Below are 19,852 nucleotides of genomic sequence, written 5' to 3'. Positions count from 1 at the left end.
CAGCAGGAACCAGGCATCATGGATGACCACGACAATCAGGCGCTCACAGCCCTGCTGATCAGCCACGACGACGAACCGGCACTGGATGCCCTGCTGGCGCAGCGCCCCCCTGTGCGTCGGCAACTGGTTGAACTGCTGGTGTTCAACGGCGCCTCGGTGCCTCTGATCGATACCCAGGGGCTGGCCACACTGGCCCTCGGACCACAGCCCGAGCTGGGCTGGCTGGCCCATCAGCTACGGCAGAAAAACGCCAACGCTCCAGAGCTGGTCCCCACCAGTCTGTCGGACGACACCCGGACCCTGCTGGATCAGCTGCCGGACGCGATACTGGTCTCCGATACACGAGGCCGGGTGCAATACGCCAACGCCGCGGCGTACACCCTGCTGGGCGCGGACCTGTCCGCACTCACCAACGTGCACACCCTGCAGGACGCCGCCTCGGAATCCAGCGTGGAATTCAACATCGAGGGCGCGTCCGGCGATCCGCGCACCCTGGAACTGCGCTCGATTACCACCCAGTGGCGCGACCGTCCCCACCGCCTGGCCGTGGTTCGCGATGTCTCCCGCCGGGCCCAGTCCGAAGCCCGCCTGCACCTGCTCCAGCGCAGCATCGAAGCCTCCTCCAACGGCATCATCATCACCGGTGGCGCCGAGGACGACTACCCGATCCTGTACATCAACCCCGCCTTCTCCCGCATGACCGGCTACAGCCAGGACGACGTGCTGGGAAAGAACTGCCGCATCCTGCAGGGGCCGGACACCGAGGAGGAGAGGCGCCGGGAAATCCGTGAGGCGCTGGAGGCGCAACGAGAAGTCAGCGTGGTCATGCGCAACTACCGCCATGACGGCGAGCCATTCTGGAACGACCTCTACATTGCCCCGGTGCCGGATGAACAGGGCGAGGTCGCCCATTTCGTAGGCATTCTCAACGACATTTCCGTTCAGCGGGCGGCGCAATCGGAGATGGCCTTCAACGCCAGCCATGACGTACTCACCGGCCTGCCCAACCGCTCCCTGCTGGAGGACCGGCTGGAACAGGCCCTGCGACTGGTGGTCCGCCACCGCCTGTCGCTGGCGGTCCTGGTGATCAACCTGGACGGCTTCAAGCCTGTTAACGACTCCCTCGGCCATCGCACCGGTGACCAGTTACTGGTTGCTGTTGCTGAGCGCCTGGGCCAGAGCCTGCGTCCCGGTGATACCGTGGCCCGCCTCGGCAATGACGAGTTCGCGGTGCTGCTGCCTGATCTTGCGGTGCCGGAAGACAGCGTCGGTATTGTTGAGAAGCTGCTGGCGCGGCTGTCTGAGCCCTACCCCATCGATCAGCACCAGCTCTACATTACCGCCAGTATCGGCATTGCCCTGTCAGATGAGCAGGTGGGCGACGCCATGACCCTGGTGCAGCATGCCAACCTGGCCATGGGCCAGGCCAAGCGAGCGGGCCGAAATACCTATCGCTGGTACACCTCCCGCCTGATCCGCGACGCCAATCACCGGGTAGCCCTGCGCAACAGCCTCGAGCAGGCCATCATCCTGAACAAACTGCAGTTGCACTATCAGCCTCAGGTGAATTGCCAGGACTGGCGTTTCTCCGGTTCCGAAGCCCTGGTTCGGTGGGTTGAACCAGATCGGGGCGTCATTCTGCCGGGCGAGTTCATTCCGCTGGCGGAGGAAACCGGGCAGATCATCCGACTGGGCGCGTGGGTCCTGGAACAGGCCTGTCGCGATAACCGCTCTCTGATTGATGCGGGCTTCACCCACCACCGCATGGCGGTGAACATCTCGCCCCTGCAACTCCGCCAGCCCAACTTTGCCGACACCGTGCGACAGGCCCTGGATCGCACCGGCCATCCGCCAGAGCTGCTGGACCTGGAGATCACCGAATCGGTGCTGAAAGCCGATGCAGAGCAGATCGTCGCCACCCTGGAGGCGATTCGGGACCTGGGCGTCGGCATCGTCATCGACGATTTTGGGAGCGGCTACTCCAGCCTGAGCTACATCAAGCACTTGCCCGCCACCAAACTCAAGATCGATCGGCAGTTCATCCGTGACATCATCAGCAACCGGAAAGATGCCTCCATCACCCAGGGCATCATCGCCATGGTCGAAAAGCTGGGGCTGACGCTGGTGGTGGTGGGCGTCGAGACCGAGGCCCACGCCCAGTTCCTCAAACGCAATCACTGCGACGTTCTCCAGGGCCAGCTTTTCGCTCACCCGGTACCGTTTGATGAACTGAAGCCGCTGCTGACAAAAGGCCCGCCAAAACTGGAGCAGGACCCGGAGGCCACCACACCGACTCTGCTGATCATCGACGATGAACCCAACATCCTGCGCACACTCACCCGGCTTTTACGGCGGGACGGTTACCGGATTCTGTCCACCACCGACCCACAGGAGGCCTTCAGCCTGCTGGCGGAAAACCGGGTACAGGTGATTCTGTCGGATCAGCGCATGCCCAGCCTGTCTGGGACCGAGTTCCTGAGCCAGGTCAAGGACATCTACCCGGAAACCATCCGTATGGTGCTGTCCGGTTACACCGATCTGGACACCATCACCCGGGCCATCAACGAGGGCGCCATCTACAAGTTTCTGACCAAACCCTGGCAGGACGATGAGCTGCGCCAGACCATCCGCCAGGCATTCCAGCGCTATGACCGCCAGCCCCGAAATGGCCGACCTGACGGGGCATCCGACACCAACACAGGCCTTCAGTCCTGATGACCAGCCACAACCCAGGAAACGTACATGGACTCGCAAGTTCTCGCCGAAACCAACCAGAACAGCAAGACCAAGCCGTTCCGGCTGCTGTTTGTCGATGACGAGAAAGCCATTCTGTCTTCCCTCAAGCGACTGATGCGGCGACAGGATTACGACTGCTACTTCGCGGAAGATGCCCAGGAAGGACTCGCCATTCTGGAGCAGGAACACATCGACCTGATTGTCTCGGACATGCGCATGCCGGGCATGGACGGCGCGGCCTTTCTGACCGAAGTCAAACAGCGCTGGCCATTCAGCGTGCGCTTTCTGATGACCGGTTTTGCCGACATGCAAGCCACCATTAACGCCCTCAACCATGGCGGCATCCATCGTTACATCAGCAAGCCCTGGGACGAGGACGGCTTGCTGGAAGCAATCCAGGAAGGTCTTCGCATCATCCGCCTGGAACGGGAGAAAAAGCGGCTGCTGGACACCACCCGACGACAGAACCGGGAGCTCAAACAGTTCAACGAGGAGCTGGAGCAGCGGGTTCAGGAGCGGACCCGGGAAATCGAACACAAATCGGCCCTGGTCAAGAAGGCCTTCCAGCAGCTGGAAAACAGCTACGACGCCTTCGTACGGGTTTTCTCCACCGTGATCAATAGCCGCCCCCAGTTGCAGAAAGGGCAGTCCCGCCAGGTTGCGGATGTTGCCCGGGCGCTGGCTCGCCAACAGGGACTCGATCGCGCTCAGGTTGCCTACATCTACTACGCCGGGCTGCTGCACGAGATCGGCAAACTCAACCTGCCCGACGACCTGCTGTCCCGGGCCGAGGTCCATCTCACTCACCGGGATCGCCCCATCTATCGCCAGTACCCGGAGATGGGGGAAATGTACCTGACCGCCATTACCGCCCTGGCGCCCACCAGCCGGCTGATTCGGCACCACATGGAGGCCTGGAACGGCAGCGGCTTCCCGGACGGGCTCCGGGGTGAGGCGATTGACATCGGCGCCCGCATTCTCCGGGTCGCCTGCGACTTCGTCGGCCTGCAGAGCGGCCTGATGGCCGAAGAGCCCCTCACCAAAGAGCAGGCGCTGGCTCACATCGAGCGCCACGCCGGCCAGCGGTACGACCCGGAAATCGCCTCCCAGCTGCAGTCCATCAGCGACTCCCTGGTGATGGCCATGCCCGGCGCGAACGAGGCGGTGTGCACCGCCATTCAACTGCAGCCCGGCATGATTCTGACCCGGGATCTGGTCAATCGCAGCGGCATTCTGTTGCTGTCCTCCGGCACCACCGTCAACAAGCACATCATCAACAAGCTGCTGCAGATTGAGAGCCTGGAGAGTCACAAGGTAACGGTCTACGTCTCCAGGCAGACTGCTGAAGGAGTATAGCCATGACAACCATTTTACTGGTTGATGACGAACCGATGATCATCAAATCCCTGACCCGCCTGCTGACCAGGCAATCCTGGCAGGTGCTGGGCTTTACCGATCCCCGCAAGGCGCTGGACGAGGTGGCCAACCGCGCGGTCGACCTGGTGATCTGTGACTACCGGATGCCGGGAATGGATGGCATCGAGTTTCTGGACCACTTCCGCAGGCAGCATCCGGACACCCCACGGATCATTCTCAGTGGCCATGCCGACATGCAGGGCGTGCTGAAAGCGGTGAACCAGTCCGAGGTCTACCGCTTCGTACTGAAACCCTGGGACGACGAGGAACTGCTGCACACCCTGAAAACCGCGTTACGGTTCAACGAACTGATCCGGGAGAACGCCAGACTGGCGGAACTGGTGCGAGCGCAGCGCAACAAGCTGAAACGGCAACAGACGGAACTGAACCGGTTGGAGCGGGATAGCCCCGGCATCACCCAGATCCAGCTGGACGACGAGGGCATGATTGACCTGAGCGATGAAGCCGGCGACATCAACTGAAGAAACGGTGTCACGGCCTATCCGGATCAATGACCAGCCAGGCGGATACCCATTGCTTCCAGCCTGGCACTGCGTTGCCCCTGCATCAGTTTCAGCAGTTCCTGGCGCCCCACCTCAGGTTCGAGTCCTCGATGCTGTAACGTCTCCAGCATGGTGGCAAACAACGCTCGACGTTTAGCGGCAACCGGCGAAGTCCCACGCCGGTCGTTAAAAAACTCCATCAAGGTGGACCCGCAAACGCAGTTTCGAAAGAGCTCCACGACCGGCAGATCGTCATCATCCAATGAGACCTTCAGACCGCTGCTGCCATTGAGGGCCCTGGATTCAGCAATAAACGCCTCCGCCGAACCATACTGACGGCCGCAATTCATACACTGCTTGGGGAATGCCATATCAGATAGCGCCTGAAGACCGGCATAGAGTGATTTCTCATCGCTGTTCATCGACACCGCCCCCGCCCATCGTCACATCGCCAACAATTCGCTGGACACCACCGGCCCGGCTCAGATAATCGTAGCGCTGAAAGGCTTGTTCGAGCGTTGCAATCACCTGATCGCTGTACCAGGGTTTGGCAATAAACCGGAAGGCCTCTGCCTGGTTGATCGTATTCTCCAGGGTGCCACGATCAACATGGCCGGTCATAAGAATGCGAATGCTGTTCGGGTAAAGCCGTTTAACGTTACTCAGAAACTGGATTCCGTCTTCACGGGGCATACGGTAATCGGAAACCACGACGCCAATATCCTGCTGGGCCAGAACCTCATAAGCCTCTGTGGGGCCCTCCACGGCAATCACATGGATGTCGTGGTTGCGCACCATACGCCTGAAACTGTTCGCCACCTGCGGCTCATCCTCCACCAGCAACACGGTCCGGAGCTGGAACGGCCGGGCCAGCAGCTCCGGGCTGACGCAGACTTGGCGCTGCAACAGATCCTCAATGTCCGGGGCCGCCAGCGCCGGCCGGAACTGGTGCCCCTGGAACATGTCACAGCCACCTTCGGCGAGCAGCCGAACCTGGCCCTCGGTTTCCACCCCCTCCGCCACCGCTCTCAGCCCCAGGCTGTGGGCCAGGCGAATAACCGACAACACGATCGAATTGTCCTGGGGATTGCTGATCATGCCCTCAACGAAAGTACGATCAATCTTGAGCTTGTCCACCGGAAACCGCCGGACGTAACTGAGGTTTGAAAACCCGGTGCCAAAATCGTCAATCGCGAGAGAGACGCCGATCTCTTTCAGCCGATGCATCATCGCCAGGGAAACCTCCGGATCGCTCATCGACATCGACTCGGTCAGCTCCAGCTCGAGGTAGCGGGCATCCAGCTCCGACTCCACCAGGGCCCCTTTAAGCAACTGATCCAGCGTTGGGTCGGCAAATTGCGCCGCCGCAAGATTGATCGCCACGGGAACAACGGAGACGCCCCGATTCAACCAACGCCGCAACTGGATGCAGGCACTTCGCAACACCCATTCCCCCAACGCCAGAATCAGCCTGCTCTCTTCCGCCAGTGGTACGAAATGCCCCGGCAATACCAAGCCATCGTTCGGGCTCTGCCACCGCACCAGAGCCTCCAGGCTGCAAATACGACCGTTCCGGAGATCAATCTGGGGCTGGTAATAGAGAACGAACTCATCCCTTTTGAACGCCTCGCGGAGCTGACGTTCCAGGCTGACGCGGCGATTCAGGGTTTCCTGCATGGAGGCTTCAAAGAACCGGTAGGCATTCCGTCCCCGGTCCTTCGCCTGGAACATTGCCAAATCCGCATGCTTCAGCAGAGTCTCTGCGGTCTCGCCATCTCTGGGATACCGGCTGATCCCGATGCTGCAGGTCACCGAATGCATCAACCCGGCAAGCAATACCGGCTCCACCAGCTTACTGGACAGCCGCTCAATAAGGGTTTCAATGTCAGCTACGGCGCTGGTGTTTTCGGCCAGAACAACAAACTCATCGCCCCCAAGACGCCCGAGGGTGTCGCTCTTCCGGGCACAGTTGCGCAGGCGCTCGGCCACACTCTGTAGCAACTCGTCGCCGGCGCCGTGCCCCAGGGTGTCATTAATGATCTTGAACTTGTCCAGATCAATGAAAAGTACCGCCAGCTGGGACTGGTTGCGACGTGCACGTTCAATCGCATGGGTCAGGCGATCCATGAACAGCGTTCGGTTTGGCAACTCCGTGAGCATGTCATGAGTTGCCCGGTACTCCAGCTCCTCCCGCTGCAGACGTTGTTCACTCAATTGCTCCTGCAACTGCTGATTGCGAGCGTTGAGCAACTGCTGCATGGCCCTCAGGCTCAACTGGGTATTAACGCGGGCCAGCACCTCTCCGACCTGGAAAGGTTTGGTGATATAGTCAACACCGCCCGCTTCGAATGCGGTGACCTTGTCGGAGACATCAGTCAACGCAGTCATAAAAATAACGGGAATATCCTGGGTACTGGCCGTTGCTTTCAGTCGCCGGCAAATCTCAAAGCCGCTGCTTTCCGGCATGACGACATCCAGCAAGATCAGGTCTGGCTGGACAAACCCGGCCCGTTCAATGGCTTCCTCTGCCTCCCGGGCCACCACCACACGGTAGCCCGCACGCTTAAACTGCTTACAGACAACCAACAGGTCGGCTGGGTTATCATCCACCAGCAGGATTGTGGCCGTTCCCTGCGGAAGCTCCTCCTCATCAGACACCGTTCCTCTCCTCCAGTCCCTGGCAGACGCACTCATGAATGGGGGACATCCACCCCAAAACTATAGTTGCCCACTCAGTCGCTGTCAGTGCCATCACAGGGGCAGAAGAACCTGCCACCGAGACCCGGCCTCAGCGCGCCAGATAGCCACCGTCGATGGCAATCGCCTGCCCTGTGACAAAAGACGACTGGTTCGAACACAACCACAACACGAGATCCGCCACCTCATCCGGGTGGCCGGCCCGCTCCATTGGCTGGAAATTGTGGAACCTGGACAAGGTATCGGGATCGTTATGGGTGATCCGCATGATCATTTCCGTCTGGATCACCGCTGGACAGATCGCATTGACGCGAATATTCCGCGTGGCATATTCCAGCGCCGCCGCTTTTGAGAGCTGGATAACGCCGCCTTTCGAAGCGCAGTAAGCCGGCAGATTGGGAAAGCCCACCTTACCGGCCACAGAGGCCATGTTGACGACAACGCCATGTCCCGTGCTGAGCATCAGTGGCAGCTCATACTTCATACACAGAAAAACGCCGGTCAGGTTAATGGCGATGGTGCGTTGCCAGTTGTCGATGGAACAGTCCGCCGTCTCCCCCAGCTCCCCCTCAATGCCCGCGTTATTGAAGGCGTAATCCAGGCGGCCGTAGGTGTCGGCTATCGTTTTGATCAGGTGCTCGACTTCCACGGCCTTGGACACATCGGCCTGAATGAAGGTGGCCTGTCCCGATTCATGGCAGATCTCATCAGCGACCGCCTCACCCCGCGACCAGTCACTGTCGCAGATCACCACAGTATCTCCGCGCCGCGCAAAGGCCCAGGCTGCCGCCTTGCCAATGCCAGCGCTGCCACCGGTTACCAGCACCACCCGGTCGGATTGGTTGGTCATTGCAATGCCCCCCTCCGCAAAGAGTCTTCCCATCAAACATAGCAGCCTCTGCTGCGATGTTACCGGGCGGGACAATCCTTACGGACGGGGGGCTAAAACAAGCCGGCGTCGAGCCCCGCCGCGCCTCAGAACCGCAGCGTCCAGTCCAGGTTCACCCTCTGGCTATCCACGTCACCGGCAAACTCGCCCTGGTAGCTCACCCCCAGAGTGGCGGCGGGCGATACCTCTACCGATGCCCCCAGTTCCAGCTCCGCGGTATGGCGGGCCAGCGGTGCGCCCTGGATGGTAAAGCGGCTGCCGCCGTCCACAAAGGCCTGGCGACTGTCTGGCTGGCGATCGCCAAAGGCGTACTTCCAGCCCGCCGCGCCATGGAGGTTGACCCGGCTCTCGCCCACAGCAACGTCGGTACCACCACGCAGGCCCAGGGTGCTGAAACCGGTATCGCTGTCCTGGCTGTCGATCCGTAACGCCGCGCTGCCGCCCTGCTCCCGGGCGCTGTCGTTGCTCACTGTGACCCAGGACACGCCGCCATAGGGCTCCAGCCAGTAGCTCTGAAAGCCCAACCGGTACCCCAACTCCGAGAACGCCAGCAGGCTGCTGACGTCGTAGTCAGCACGCAGGGTCTGCCCCAGCACCTGACGGCGTTCGGTTTCGGCCTCGCCCCAGCCGTAGCCCAGCCCCAGGTTCAGCCTGAGCGCGCTCCACTGCTGGCTGGCGTAGGCCCCCAGGTAAAGGGTCTCGCTGTCGCTGGTGGCATCCTGGCCGTCCAGGCTCACTTCGCCGGTACTGCCACCACCGAACAGGCCCAGGCGCCAGCCGTTGGCCAGCTGGCCATCCGCCCCGATCAGCAGGCCATGATCGTCACTATCCAGGGCGGCATGGCCGTCGCCCTCCAGCTCCCAGCTCTGGCCCATGGCAGAGAACCACAGCCCGCCGAACTCGTCCCCCGCCGCATTCATCCGTTGCAGGGTGGCCTGGCGCACCTGACCGGCACGGGTGATCTGCTGGGTGCGGCTGCCGGTGTGGACTTCCCCGGACAGCCGGTTCATGGCCGCAAAGGCCTGGGCCTCGCTCATATTGAGCACCCGATCGTACACGCCGTGGCCGGCGCCCAGGGTGAAGGCCGCATCCGCCGTTACCGTCTGGTTGTGGCTCATGCCCGCCAGGGCGAAGGTCTCAATGGGCGTTTCGGGTTCCGGTTCAGGCTCTGGTTCAGGCTCTGGTTCAGGCTCTGGTTCAGGCTCTGGCTCTGGCTCGGGCTCTGGTTCCGGTTCGGGTTCCGGTTCGGGCTCCGGTTCCGGATCAGGCACCGGTGGCGGCGTCACCACGGTGAGGTCACTGATCAGGTAATAGGCATTGCCGTCTTCGTCGGTACGGAAATCCAGGTAGGCGTAGTCATCGGTCACCGTCTGGTTGCCGTTAACGGTCAGGCCACCAGCAGCCTGTACCACGGTGTAGCGGGCGCCATCGGCATAGTTGGTCGAGCCATTGTCGGTGCCGTTCTCCGGTGTTACATGGACCAGCGCGCCGTCCTCGAGGGTGGCGGTGCCCGTTACGTCTATCAGGTCGCTGTGTGTGCCTGCCGTGGTGCCGCCGCCCGTCAGCTCCACCTGGTAGGTGGCGCCAGCCCCCAGGGTCCAGTCACCGCCCACCGCGAGCGTGCCGATGGAGTTGCCCGGGGCGACGGTACCGCTGTTGACCGTCACCTGCCCCACCGACCCGCTGCCACCCAGGGAGCCGCCATTGACCAGGATATGGGAGTTCGCCAGCGAACCGTTAACCAGCAGGGTGCCATCGGCGAGCACGGTGTCGCCGGTGTAGGTGTGAGTTCCGGTCAGGGCCAGGGTGCCTGTGCCGGCCTTATGGACGTCGACCGGCGTGGTGCTCTCGGCCAGGGCACCGGCAAAGGTGGCGCTGTCTGTACCGTCCACGGTAAACGTAAAGCCGGGATAGCTGTCCGGGAAGGTAACATCCTCATCCGCCGTAGCGCCGTCGGTCAGGGTCAGGCCTGTCCGGTAGCTGGCCACCCACAGGTCGTTCCCGTCTCCAGCGTATTTCGAGGTGATGCTGAACAACCCACCATCACTGCCCAACTGCCCCGGGCCCGGGGTATAGCTGCCGGCGATGGGATCGACACCGTCATTAGTGATCAGGGTGTGCTCCGTGTACAGGGGCAATGCATCCAGGCTACCCTGACCGATAACGTCGATGACCACATCGTCCAGGGTCACACTACCTGTTACCGCCAGAGTGTCGGAAGCCCCGGTGCTGTCCACCTCAAATTGCAGTGTAGAACCGGTGTTGGCGGTCACATTGTCGGCGCTGAGCATGCCGATGGAGTTGCCCGGCGCCAGAGTACCGCCATTGAGCGTGACACCCTCAACCGACCCGCCGCCGCCAAGCCGGCCACCACTGACAATCACCGTTGAATCAGCAATGGAGCCATTGACCAGCAGGGTGCCATCGGAGATGGTGGTGTCACCGGAATAGGAATTGGCCCCCGTGAGGATGGTGGTGCCGGTGCCGCGCTGGTTGACGCTGCCCGTCCCAGAGAATGACTCAACAATATCGGCCGCCAGGGTCAGGGTGTCGGTCTGATTGAAGTTGATAGTGCCCGTACTTCCACCAGCCATAGGGGTGGAAGAGCCGATTTGGAGATCGCCAGCGGCGAGCACTCCCGCAGTGGTCGCGGCCGCAAGGTCGTAGGCACCAAAATTCAGGGTGCCCTGGGCACCGGAATTGGTCCCGAGAAAAACCGCTCCACCGCCACCATTGATAGAAGCCGTCCCTCCGTTCGCCAGGGTCAGGGTGCCGTTTCCGAAATAACCCAGGATCAGAGACGTCACCTTGAGCTCCGAGCCGGCGCCGTCCACCGTTACCCGACCAGTGACACCCGAGCTATTCCCCACTTCCAGCATTGAGGCAACATCCACCTCACCGCCATCGTGGACCTCAAGGGTGCCCTCGCCAGTGGCTCCAACCCAGAGACGCTCTGACAGCTGCCACTGCGCGCCGCTACCGCCGACGCTGACCACCCCGGTACCGCCGCCGCCGACATAGGACCGGAGACTGGTCACCGAACTGCCCGCCCCGATCTCCAGGGTGCCGGTCTGGCTGGCGGTATCACCCACATACAGCCGCGCCGCGCCATGGCTGATACTACCGCCATCCTGGACCGACAGCGTGCCGTTGGAGATGCGCGTCTCGCCGGTGTAGGTGTTGGTGCCGGTCAGGGTCAGGGTGCCGGTGCCGGTTTTGGTGAGAGCACCGGAGTCTGAGATGGCGCCTGAGAAAAGGGTATCGGTATTCAGGTCGCCAACTTCCAGGCTTTTACCGTTGCTTATCACCACTCGGCCACTGCCCTCAAGGCTGCCGATGGCGTCAGACTCCTGTAATCTGAGTTCGCCATGGACGACATGTCGAGCGGCGCTAAGAGCATTCGTTGCACTCCAATTATCCAAAACCCCGCCAGCTTCTATGGTGGTGTCTCCGGTATAGAGCCCGCCATTACTCTTACCCAGAAAAACCACCACGCCCTCTGAAACCTTAAGTCCTCCGGTTCCAGATATGCCGCCCTTAAACTGAACAGAATTTTTCGATGCCGCATCACTAGGGGCTATCGTCAGGGTTTCATTAAGCTCTATCGAGGGATCTATATATAAGTGGAACCCCAACACATTCGAAGGCGATGACACATAGACCGTCGGGTCTGTCCCATCGAAGGTGAGCGTGTCTGTACCGCTATCGGCCTGGATAACAATGAACGGGCTACTCGTATAAAGGGTGGAAAAGTTTAGTCTGTTTACGGTCAGATCGCCGAGATTATGAGTCGAGCTTGATCCGTAGTTAGTATCGAAACTCAGCTGCAGGTCCGTTGCGGAAACCGGTGCCGAGCCGTCCGCCCAGTTGCCACCATCCGACCAGTTCCCGGACGCCGCGGTAAAGGTTTCATCCACCGCGCCGGCGGGCGATGCCCCCAGTAGCAGGCCGCTGAGCAGCACAGAGGCTTTGCTTTTACCCTTGCGGCGGCTGATCTCGGCAACCGCCATCCAGACGTTGAGTGCTTCGTTCCAGACGACGCGATAGGCATGATTCATGGTTACTGCTCTCTGCAAGGTGTGTTGGCCGACAATCCGGCGTCAGCCTTTTTTGGCAACGAGTATGAAGGGGCTGTGACGGGGGGACTATCGGATTTCCGCAAACAACGCCCGGCTTGCCGCCCCGGTACCGCGCCGGGCCAGGGTGTGCGAGGGCCGTTCGCCGAACAGGCGCTGGTAGTCCCTGGCGAACTCACCCAGGTGTACAAAGCCCCAGTGCATGGCACTGCGGGTGACGCTGGTCTGCGCAGGGGTCGCCGAAAGCAGGTCTGCCCGGACCCGGTTAAGGCGAAGGGTTCGCAGGTAGGCCACTGGGGTGAGCTGCATGGCGCTGCGAAAGGCGTACTGGAGCGTTCGCTCCGACACACCCGTTACCGCACAGAGGTCGGCAACACTTGGCACCCTGCCGACCTGAAGGCAGGCATCCATGAATTCCCTCGCGGTGGACACCAGCCGCTGGGTTCGCCAGCCAGAGCGAAGAGGGCGACTGCCGCCGGTACCAAGCTCTGTCGCCCCATTGAGTGCCAGCAAGACACTGTCCCGCAACATGTCAATACCGTTGGCCGACAGGGCCGGACCGTCCACAGCCGGGCCGTGAAGTACGCGACTGAAGGCCCGCGCCACCCTTTCGGTGTCTGCGCTGCTGAAGGCCTGGGGAGCACCGGTCACCTCGGACCAGTCCCGTCCGCTGAGGGTGTGCATGTCGGCAAGCAGTCGATCCTGGTCCAGGCACAGGTAAAAAGTGTCACTGCCGCCGGCCACATTGAGATCGAGTTCGGCATCGCCGGGAAGGAAATAGAGCCAGGAGTCCTGCGGACTTAAAAAATGGGAAAAACGCATCCCCGGGGTCATGGTTCTGGCGATGGAGATGGCGCACAGGTTGCCCCGGGTGACCCCGCTTTTATGGACCAGCTGGTTCTGCTGTTCATGCACCAGGTGCATGCCGTCCAGGGTCAGGGAGGTGCACTGGCCCCGATAGTCGCCCGCGCTGAGCTGATGCACCTCCAGGTCCAGCCAGGGCTGGGCGTCGGCCTGTGCGGAGGCGTCGCCCACAAGGTGGGAACTCGGTTGCCTGTCTGTTGCCATGATGAAACATCTTCGCCGGGTAATGCGCGCATCAAGCAGAGCGTGTTGTTGTCATTGAGTTTATGTAGATTATTGGCGGGCCCTGCGAGTCTCAAGCGGGCTTTTTTATGATTTTCGGGCTTTTTATGATTTTCGGGCTGCCTGTATGATTTCCGATCAATTCTATGGATTTGGTGCAACGGATAGAGCCCATGAAACGAGGACGTTCTTACATGTTCCCGAAACACGAGCTTCGACAACTCAAATACATAAAGCAATGGAAGCCGAACGGCGTGTCAGCACCATTTGACAATGGGTGCCGACACGAGCCAATCCTGCGATAGGTTTGGTCGACGGCGAGGCATCAGACGAGCCTCAGAACCGCAGCGTCCAGTCCAGGTTCACGCTCTGGCTGTCCACGTCACCGGCAAACTCGCCCTGGTAGCTCACTCCCAGGGTGGCGGCGGGCGATACCTCTACCGATGCCCCCAGTTCCAGCTCCGCGGTATGGCGAGCCAGGGGTGCGCCCTGGATGGTGAAGCGGCTGCCGCCGTCCACAAAGGCCTGGCGACTGTCCGGCTGGCGATCGCCAAAGGCGTACTTCCAGCCCGCCGCGCCATGGAGGTTGACCCGGCTCTCGCCCACGGCAACGTCGGTGCCACCACGCAGGCCCAGGGTGCTGAAACCGGTATCGCTGTCCTGGCTGTCGATCCGCAAGGCCGCACTGCCGCCCTGCTCCTGCGCGCTGTCGTTGCTCAGCGACACCCAGGACACGCCGCCATAGGGTTCCAGCCAGTAGCTCTGAAAGCCCACCCGGTACCCCAGCTCCGAGAACGCCAGCAGGCTGCTGACATCGTAGTCGGCACGCAGGGTCTGGCCCATCACCTGGCGGCGCTCGGTATCAACCGCGCCCCGGCCATAGCCCAGGCCCAGGTTCAGCCGGAGCGCGTTCCAGTTCTGGCTGGCGTAGGCCCCCAGGTAGAGGGTTTCGTTGTCGCTGGTGGCATCCTGGCCGCCCAGGCTCACCTCACCGGTGCTGCCACCACCGAACAGGCCCAGGCGCCAGCCATTGCCCAGTTGGCCATCCACGCCGATTAGCAGGCCGTAATCCTCGCTGTCCAGGTCGGCGTGGCCGTTGCCGTCCAGCTCACGGTTCTGCCCCAGGACCGAGAACCACAGGCCCCGGGACGGGGCCTGTGCCCCGTTCATCCGCTGCAGGGCGGCATGGCGCACCTGCTCGGCACCGCTGATCTGGTGGCTGCGGCTGCCGGTGTGGATTTCTCCGGACAGCCGGCTCATGGCAGCAAAAGCCTGGGCCTCGCTCATGTTCAGCACCCGGTCATACACCCCATGCCCGGCGCCCAGGGTGAAGGCCGCATCCGCCGTTACCGTCTGGTTGTGGCTCATACCCGCCAGCGCGAAGCTCTCAATGGGCGTTTCGGGCTCGGGTTCCGGTTCAGGCTCCGGCTCCGGCTCCGGCTCTGGTTCAGGCTCGGGCTCCGGTTCCGGTTCCGGTTCGGGCTCGGGTTCTGGATCAGGTTCCGGCTCTGGCTCTGGTTCTGGTTCTGGTTCTGGTTCTGGATCAGGGTCCGGATCTGGCACCGGATCAGGGTCTGGATCAGGTGTCGGAGTTACAGGTTGCAGGCTACTGACCAGATAGTAGGCATCACCGTCATGGTCAGTACTGAATTCCAGATAAGCGTAGTCATCGGTCACGGCCTGGTTGCCGTTGACGGTCAAGCCACCAGCAGCCTGAAGCACGATGTAGCGGGCGCCGTCGGCATAGTTGGTCGAGCCATTGTCGGTACCGTTCTCCGGTGTCACATGAACCAGCGCGCCGTCCTCAATGGTGGCGATGCCCGTTACGTCCACCAGATCGTTATGAGTGCCTGCCGTGGTGCCTCCACCGATCAATTCCACCTGATAGGTGGCACCTGCTCCCAGGGTCCAGTCTCCGGCTACTGCGAGCGTGCCGATGGAATTGCCCGGGGCTACAGTACCGCCGTTTACGGTAACACCACCGATCATACCGCTACCGCCAAGCGCTCCCCCATTGAGAATGATCTGTGAGTTAGCAATTGCACCATTGACCAGCAAGGTACCATCGGTAATGGTGGTATCGCCCGAGTAGGTGCTAGTGCCAGAAAGCATGGTAGTGCCAGCACCAAGCTGATTGACCGAGATATTCCCGGCGATGGGTATGCTGAAGGTGATATCGTCGGTCTGGTTGAAGTTAACCGTGCCGCTGCCATTATTACCAGTGACCAATTCACTGGCCGTCACTTGTCCGGCGGTATCGCTCAGGTCCGCGTTACCTATGTTCAGGGTGCCGATGGAGTCATTGCCAAGGATCAGGTTGCCCTGGTTGATCCAGCGGCCACCACCGGTCACCGTGGCCGTTCCATCACCCGTCGAAAAGTAGCCGAGACGGCCATTGCGGCTGCTGACGGTCGCACCACTTTCAATGGTGAGCGTTCCCTCGCCCCAACTGCCGACATAGAGGTCATCGGAGTTATTCCAGGTTGTGCCGGTGTCCGTCACGGTCACGACACCCGTGCCGAGACTACCCTGGCCGACGTGCGCAACGGTATTGATCACCTGGGCACCGTCACTGATGGTGAGCTCACCATCGCCCTCAACCCCGATGTGAAGCCAGCCTTTGTTCTCCCATTGGCTGCCGTCTCCGGACACAAGCACTTGGCCAGTCGCCCCATCCATGTGGCCGACCAGCCCTGTCTGATTACTGACGGTTGCCCCGTCCAGAACCTGCAGGCTTCCTTCCCCCTCAGAACCCAACCGCAGATCCCCCGCGCTGATCCAGGCGGACCCCAGACCGGTAACGGTGACACTCCCCTCCTCGTCACTGGCATAGCCAACACGGCCTTCAGCATTGCTGGACAGGCGACCACCATCCCTGATGCTGATGGTACCCTGCCGGACGGAAGCAAGGCTGCCCAGAGAGCTGTCTCCGGTCAGCACCAGCTCCCCCAGGTCTGTCTTGGCAAAGCCTCCAGACCCTGTCAGATCGTTGGCCAGGGTCACACTATAATTCGCGCCGGCTGAGGTTCCATCCCCGACCCGAAGGGTGGTGTCTGCGGCCACCAGCTCAAGCGAATCTCCCTCTAGCCGGTACCCATCCGCAGCAAACTGCAGACCGGCACTCGCGTCCAGAGTCACCTGACCCTCACTGTTGTCCACGGTCACCCTGCCACTGTCACCAGAGAACACCAGAAGTCCTGCGAGGTCGTATACACCTGCCGTCGCCCCCGCAGGGTCGGTCCAGTTGGCGCGGTTCAGGTCCCAGATACCATCCCCACCCTCAACAGAACCGGTGGCGCTTAAGGCCGAGCCGTTCCAGAAGGTGAGTGCGGAAACAGAGGGAGAAGACACCAACACATTTACCTGTCCCGATGTGCTGGTCTGCACCTCAACATCATTGGAGATGTACCCCCGAGGGCTTGCGCCTACTTCAAGCCCATTATCCGTGAGCACTCCGGCGTAATTGATCAGCCGGTAAAGGCCCGGACCAAAACCGCCCGCATCCGCCACGTCAAGCGTGCCATCCAATGTCAGGTTGCCGCTGACGTCAATCAGGTCGCTATCAACCCCGGCCGTTCCTGAAGGGTCCCCCAGTTCAACGCTAAATGCCGCATTCGGGGCCAGGAACAGGTTCCCGGCTATCGTCAACTGACCGAGAGAACTCCCGGGAACCAGGGTGCCGCCATCCTGAATCTCGGTGTTGCCAACGGTACCCGACCCGCCAAGACGGCTGCCACTGTTTATCTGGATGTTAGAGTTACCAAGCGCCCCTTCAACGAGCAAGGTGCCGTCATTGACCGTGGTATTCCCGGAAACAGTATTATTGCCACTGAGCGTCAGGGAGCCTCCCCCCTCTTTCGTCAGTGTGCCCGTTCCGCTGATCATGCCATCGAAACTGGAGTCATCTGACCGGTTGAATACCAGTGAGCTGTTATTGACCACAGCGCCCGTGAGACTTCCGGATGTACCCCCATTACCAATTTGCAGCGTACCCGATGACACCGTCGTGCCACCGTTGTAGCTGTTGTTCCCGATCAGGGTCGTGGTGCCGTTGCCGCGCTGGTTGAGCTCAAGGTTGCCGGCGATGGGAGCGGATAGCTGAGCCGTGTTTGTCTGGTTAAAGTTAATGGTACCGCTGCCGCTGCCCGTCGCGATGCTGGTTGCAACAAGCTCGCCGGCGGTTCCCGTTCGGTCGTAGCCGCCAATGTTGAGGGTACCCGTACCGGCATTCCCGACAAGCAGACTTCCCTCAAGCTCCCAGCGACTGCCCCCGGTCAGGGTGGCAACGCCTTCACCACTGTCGTAGTAACCAAGGCTGCCATGGCGGCTATGGACTTCACTGCCGCCACTGACATTGAGAGTGGCGGTTCCTCCCAACCCCAAGTGCAGATCGTCCGAGTTTACCCAACTGGAGCCATTGAGCAGGTTAACCGTGCCCTGACTCCCTGTCTGGACGCCCACGCGGCCAATGACATTGCTGATTTCAGAAGCGCCGTCAGCGGTGACAGTGCCATTGCCTCCATCGCCAATAAACATATTGGCTGAGTTCGTCCAACTGCCCCCTTGGTCCAGATTGACAATACCCACTTCGCCACGCCCAACGAAAGTATTGGTAGTGACAACTTGAGCACCATCCTGGACATTAAAAGTACCCGACGTACCCTCCACTACACTTCCAATATATAGCCCGTCATTAGACGGGCTACCGGGACTGCCACCCGCCGTCAACACGGAAAAGGGACCAGACAGGTTAACAGTTCCTGAGCCACTATGATCAGGATCAGGTCCTGGCACCCTCTGCCCCGCTCCCACAATGCCGATGCGACCGATATTGACTTTCCCACCGTTTGAGATATTCAGGACACCCGAGCCCCGGAGGCCCACATAGAGATTTCCGTCTAGATTCCAGGCAGAAGCCCCTTCCACATTGACAGTGCCAGTACCACCGGCCCGCTCTCCAAGAGCGACGGTTCCCACACTATTAAGGACACCACCATTACGAAGATGAATCACTCCGCTTCCGGCACTTCCGATGACCATCCAACTCAACACATCCCAGGTAGAGCCTGCTCCAGAGACAGTCGCAGAACCATCAACGCCAGCCCCAGTCCCTAGCGTTGTATAGTCGCTGGTAACCTTTCCCCCATCCAGTATGTCCAGGGTTGCGTCGCTCTGTCGGCCGAGATGGAACGAATCCCCAGGGACGTCCCAGATTGGAGATACGGAGCTAACTGGGCTGTACGTCCACGCACCACTAAAAACCCCACTGTCCAGATTCCCGGTGGACTCGACACTCTGGGCAAATGTGGGCATTGGGGATACTGCCAGGGCCAGCGCTAATAAGTGCCGGAGCCCCACTCCCGACCGACGATTCGGTGCTCCGCCAGGGTGAGTAACGCGACCACCTGATCGCCCCCGCAATCTCGAGATTTCAGCGGCAACCTGCCACAGGCCAAGGCTAGCGTTATAACGGAGGAGGTATCGGCAATTCATAGAGCCCCCACATCCGCTGCAGGTAAAACGCTACGCAAAAAAACGCCATCGGGTCTAAAGTGCGGGATGAGTACTGCGATTTCCATTTCAGGCATCCATATCAGGAACTCGGTTTTTGTTACCGAACGGCATGCTCCCGTTCTTGGGCCTGATTATGGAGAGACGTCTGAGGGCCGACTATCGGATTTCCGCAACAAGGCAGTTGCCAGGCGGATTACTCGCTGCTGCGGTCGATCAACGGCGATCCGGACGCGACAAGCGATGGAGAGGATTACCAGCCACGCGAGGCTTTCAGTTTTCAAGTGGCACTATGTTCCTGTGGAGCCCACGCCGATCGCCGAGCCCAAGTACGTCGACCACAGCCAGGATTTGTTCCGCGAACTGACCCTGGACGATAGCCCAGTGGGCTTAGCTTTCTACTGGACGGGTCACCTCAGATAATTCCCGCCTCCAGACTGGCCGCCATCGACAACCCCAGCTTCTCACATTGGTCAACAAACGCCGCCTGAAATTCCCCGCGACAGATTAGAGGCTCTTGAACTAGACGCCATTTCAAGCCGGTAGTAATGCTCTCTATTGCTCTGTGAGTACCGGTGCCGTCATGGCCAGCGCGGATATAGAAGGCAAAGGGCAGGCCCTGGGTCTGTTCCAGGCAGGGGTAGTAGCTGCGGTCAAAGAAGTCTTTCAGAGCGCCACTCATGTAACCCAGGTTTTCAGTGGTGCCTAGCAGAATGGCATCGCAGGCCAGCACGTCGTCCGGGCCAGCCTCCAGCGGGGGTTTGACCGTAACCTCCACGGCCTCGAGATCGGGGTGACGGGCGCCGTCGGCCGCCGCATCGCGCAGGGCCTGGGTGTTGGGGGATGGGGCATGGGCAACAATCAACAAACGCTTGCGCTCGGACATGAGCGACTCCTGCTGGTTGAATGTGGCGTGAAACGACGTACGGGCCGATGCC

At 60.9% G+C, this 19,852-nt stretch carries 10 protein-coding genes and 2 pseudogenes; 3 read left to right on the top strand and 9 right to left on the bottom strand.

Translation table 11 applies throughout. From position 1 onward, the window contains the following. Positions 1 to 18 precede the first annotated feature (18 nt). From MLD24_RS09880 to MLD24_RS09870, 3 genes are read left to right on the top strand one after another with little or no spacing between them, the layout of a single operon-like run. A complete protein-coding gene (locus tag MLD24_RS09880) occupies positions 19 to 2,715 on the top strand; it encodes an EAL domain-containing protein (RefSeq protein WP_248166509.1) in 2,697 nt (898 codons plus the stop codon). 27 nt (positions 2,716 to 2,742) lie between these two features. Continuing rightward, positions 2,743 to 4,092: a response regulator c-di-GMP phosphodiesterase, NosR family gene (gene nosR / locus MLD24_RS09875; RefSeq protein WP_248166508.1), complete on the top strand. Its 1,350-nt coding sequence runs from the start codon at positions 2,743 to 2,745 to the stop codon at positions 4,090 to 4,092. 2 nt (positions 4,093 to 4,094) lie between these two features. Further along, a complete protein-coding gene (locus MLD24_RS09870; RefSeq protein ID WP_248166507.1) occupies positions 4,095 to 4,634 on the top strand; it encodes a response regulator in 540 nt (179 codons plus the stop codon). Positions 4,635 to 4,660: 26 nt separating this feature from the next. On the opposite strand, the gene MLD24_RS09865 is transcribed toward MLD24_RS09870, so the two are convergent. From MLD24_RS09865 to MLD24_RS09835, 9 genes and pseudogenes are all read right to left on the bottom strand, one after another. Then, complete coding sequence (locus MLD24_RS09865) at positions 4,661 to 5,077, bottom strand: hypothetical protein (protein ID WP_248166506.1); 417 nt, start codon at positions 5,075 to 5,077, stop codon at positions 4,661 to 4,663. After that, on the bottom strand, positions 5,064 to 7,313 hold the full coding sequence (locus MLD24_RS09860) for an EAL domain-containing protein (protein ID WP_248166505.1): 2,250 nt from the start codon (positions 7,311 to 7,313) through the stop codon (positions 5,064 to 5,066). The genes MLD24_RS09865 and MLD24_RS09860 overlap by 14 nt, the downstream gene beginning before the upstream one ends. Before the next feature lie 130 nt (positions 7,314 to 7,443). After that, entirely contained in the window at positions 7,444 to 8,202 is a 759-nt protein-coding gene (locus MLD24_RS09855; RefSeq protein WP_248166504.1) for a glucose 1-dehydrogenase, read from the bottom strand. A 125-nt stretch (positions 8,203 to 8,327) separates the two neighbouring features. Next, a complete protein-coding gene (locus MLD24_RS09850; protein ID WP_248166503.1) occupies positions 8,328 to 11,552 on the bottom strand; it encodes an autotransporter domain-containing protein in 3,225 nt (1,074 codons plus the stop codon). Between the two features lie 627 nt (positions 11,553 to 12,179). Further along, a pseudogene (locus MLD24_RS21730) lies at positions 12,180 to 12,299 on the bottom strand (ESPR domain-containing protein); the annotation flags it as partial. Positions 12,300 to 12,386: 87 nt separating this feature from the next. Beyond that, positions 12,387 to 13,385: a helix-turn-helix domain-containing protein gene (locus MLD24_RS09845; RefSeq protein ID WP_248166502.1), complete on the bottom strand. Its 999-nt coding sequence runs from the start codon at positions 13,383 to 13,385 to the stop codon at positions 12,387 to 12,389. Between the two features lie 354 nt (positions 13,386 to 13,739). Then, positions 13,740 to 17,939, bottom strand: a complete 4,200-nt coding sequence (locus MLD24_RS09840; RefSeq protein ID WP_248166501.1) for an autotransporter domain-containing protein — start codon at positions 17,937 to 17,939, stop codon at positions 13,740 to 13,742. A 306-nt stretch (positions 17,940 to 18,245) separates the two neighbouring features. Beyond that, positions 18,246 to 18,716: pseudogene (locus MLD24_RS21725) on the bottom strand (hypothetical protein); the annotation flags it as partial. 613 nt (positions 18,717 to 19,329) lie between these two features. Further along, positions 19,330 to 19,800 carry a flavodoxin family protein gene (locus MLD24_RS09835; protein ID WP_248166500.1) on the bottom strand — a complete coding sequence of 157 codons (471 nt, stop codon included), beginning with the start codon at positions 19,798 to 19,800 and terminating at the stop codon, positions 19,330 to 19,332. Positions 19,801 to 19,852 lie beyond the last annotated feature (52 nt).

Origin of the sequence: Marinobacter xestospongiae, from assembly GCF_023156385.1 — a bacterium.
GTDB classification, from domain to species: domain Bacteria; phylum Pseudomonadota; class Gammaproteobacteria; order Pseudomonadales; family Oleiphilaceae; genus Marinobacter; species Marinobacter xestospongiae.
This window is presented reverse-complemented; position numbering and strand designations above follow the sequence as displayed.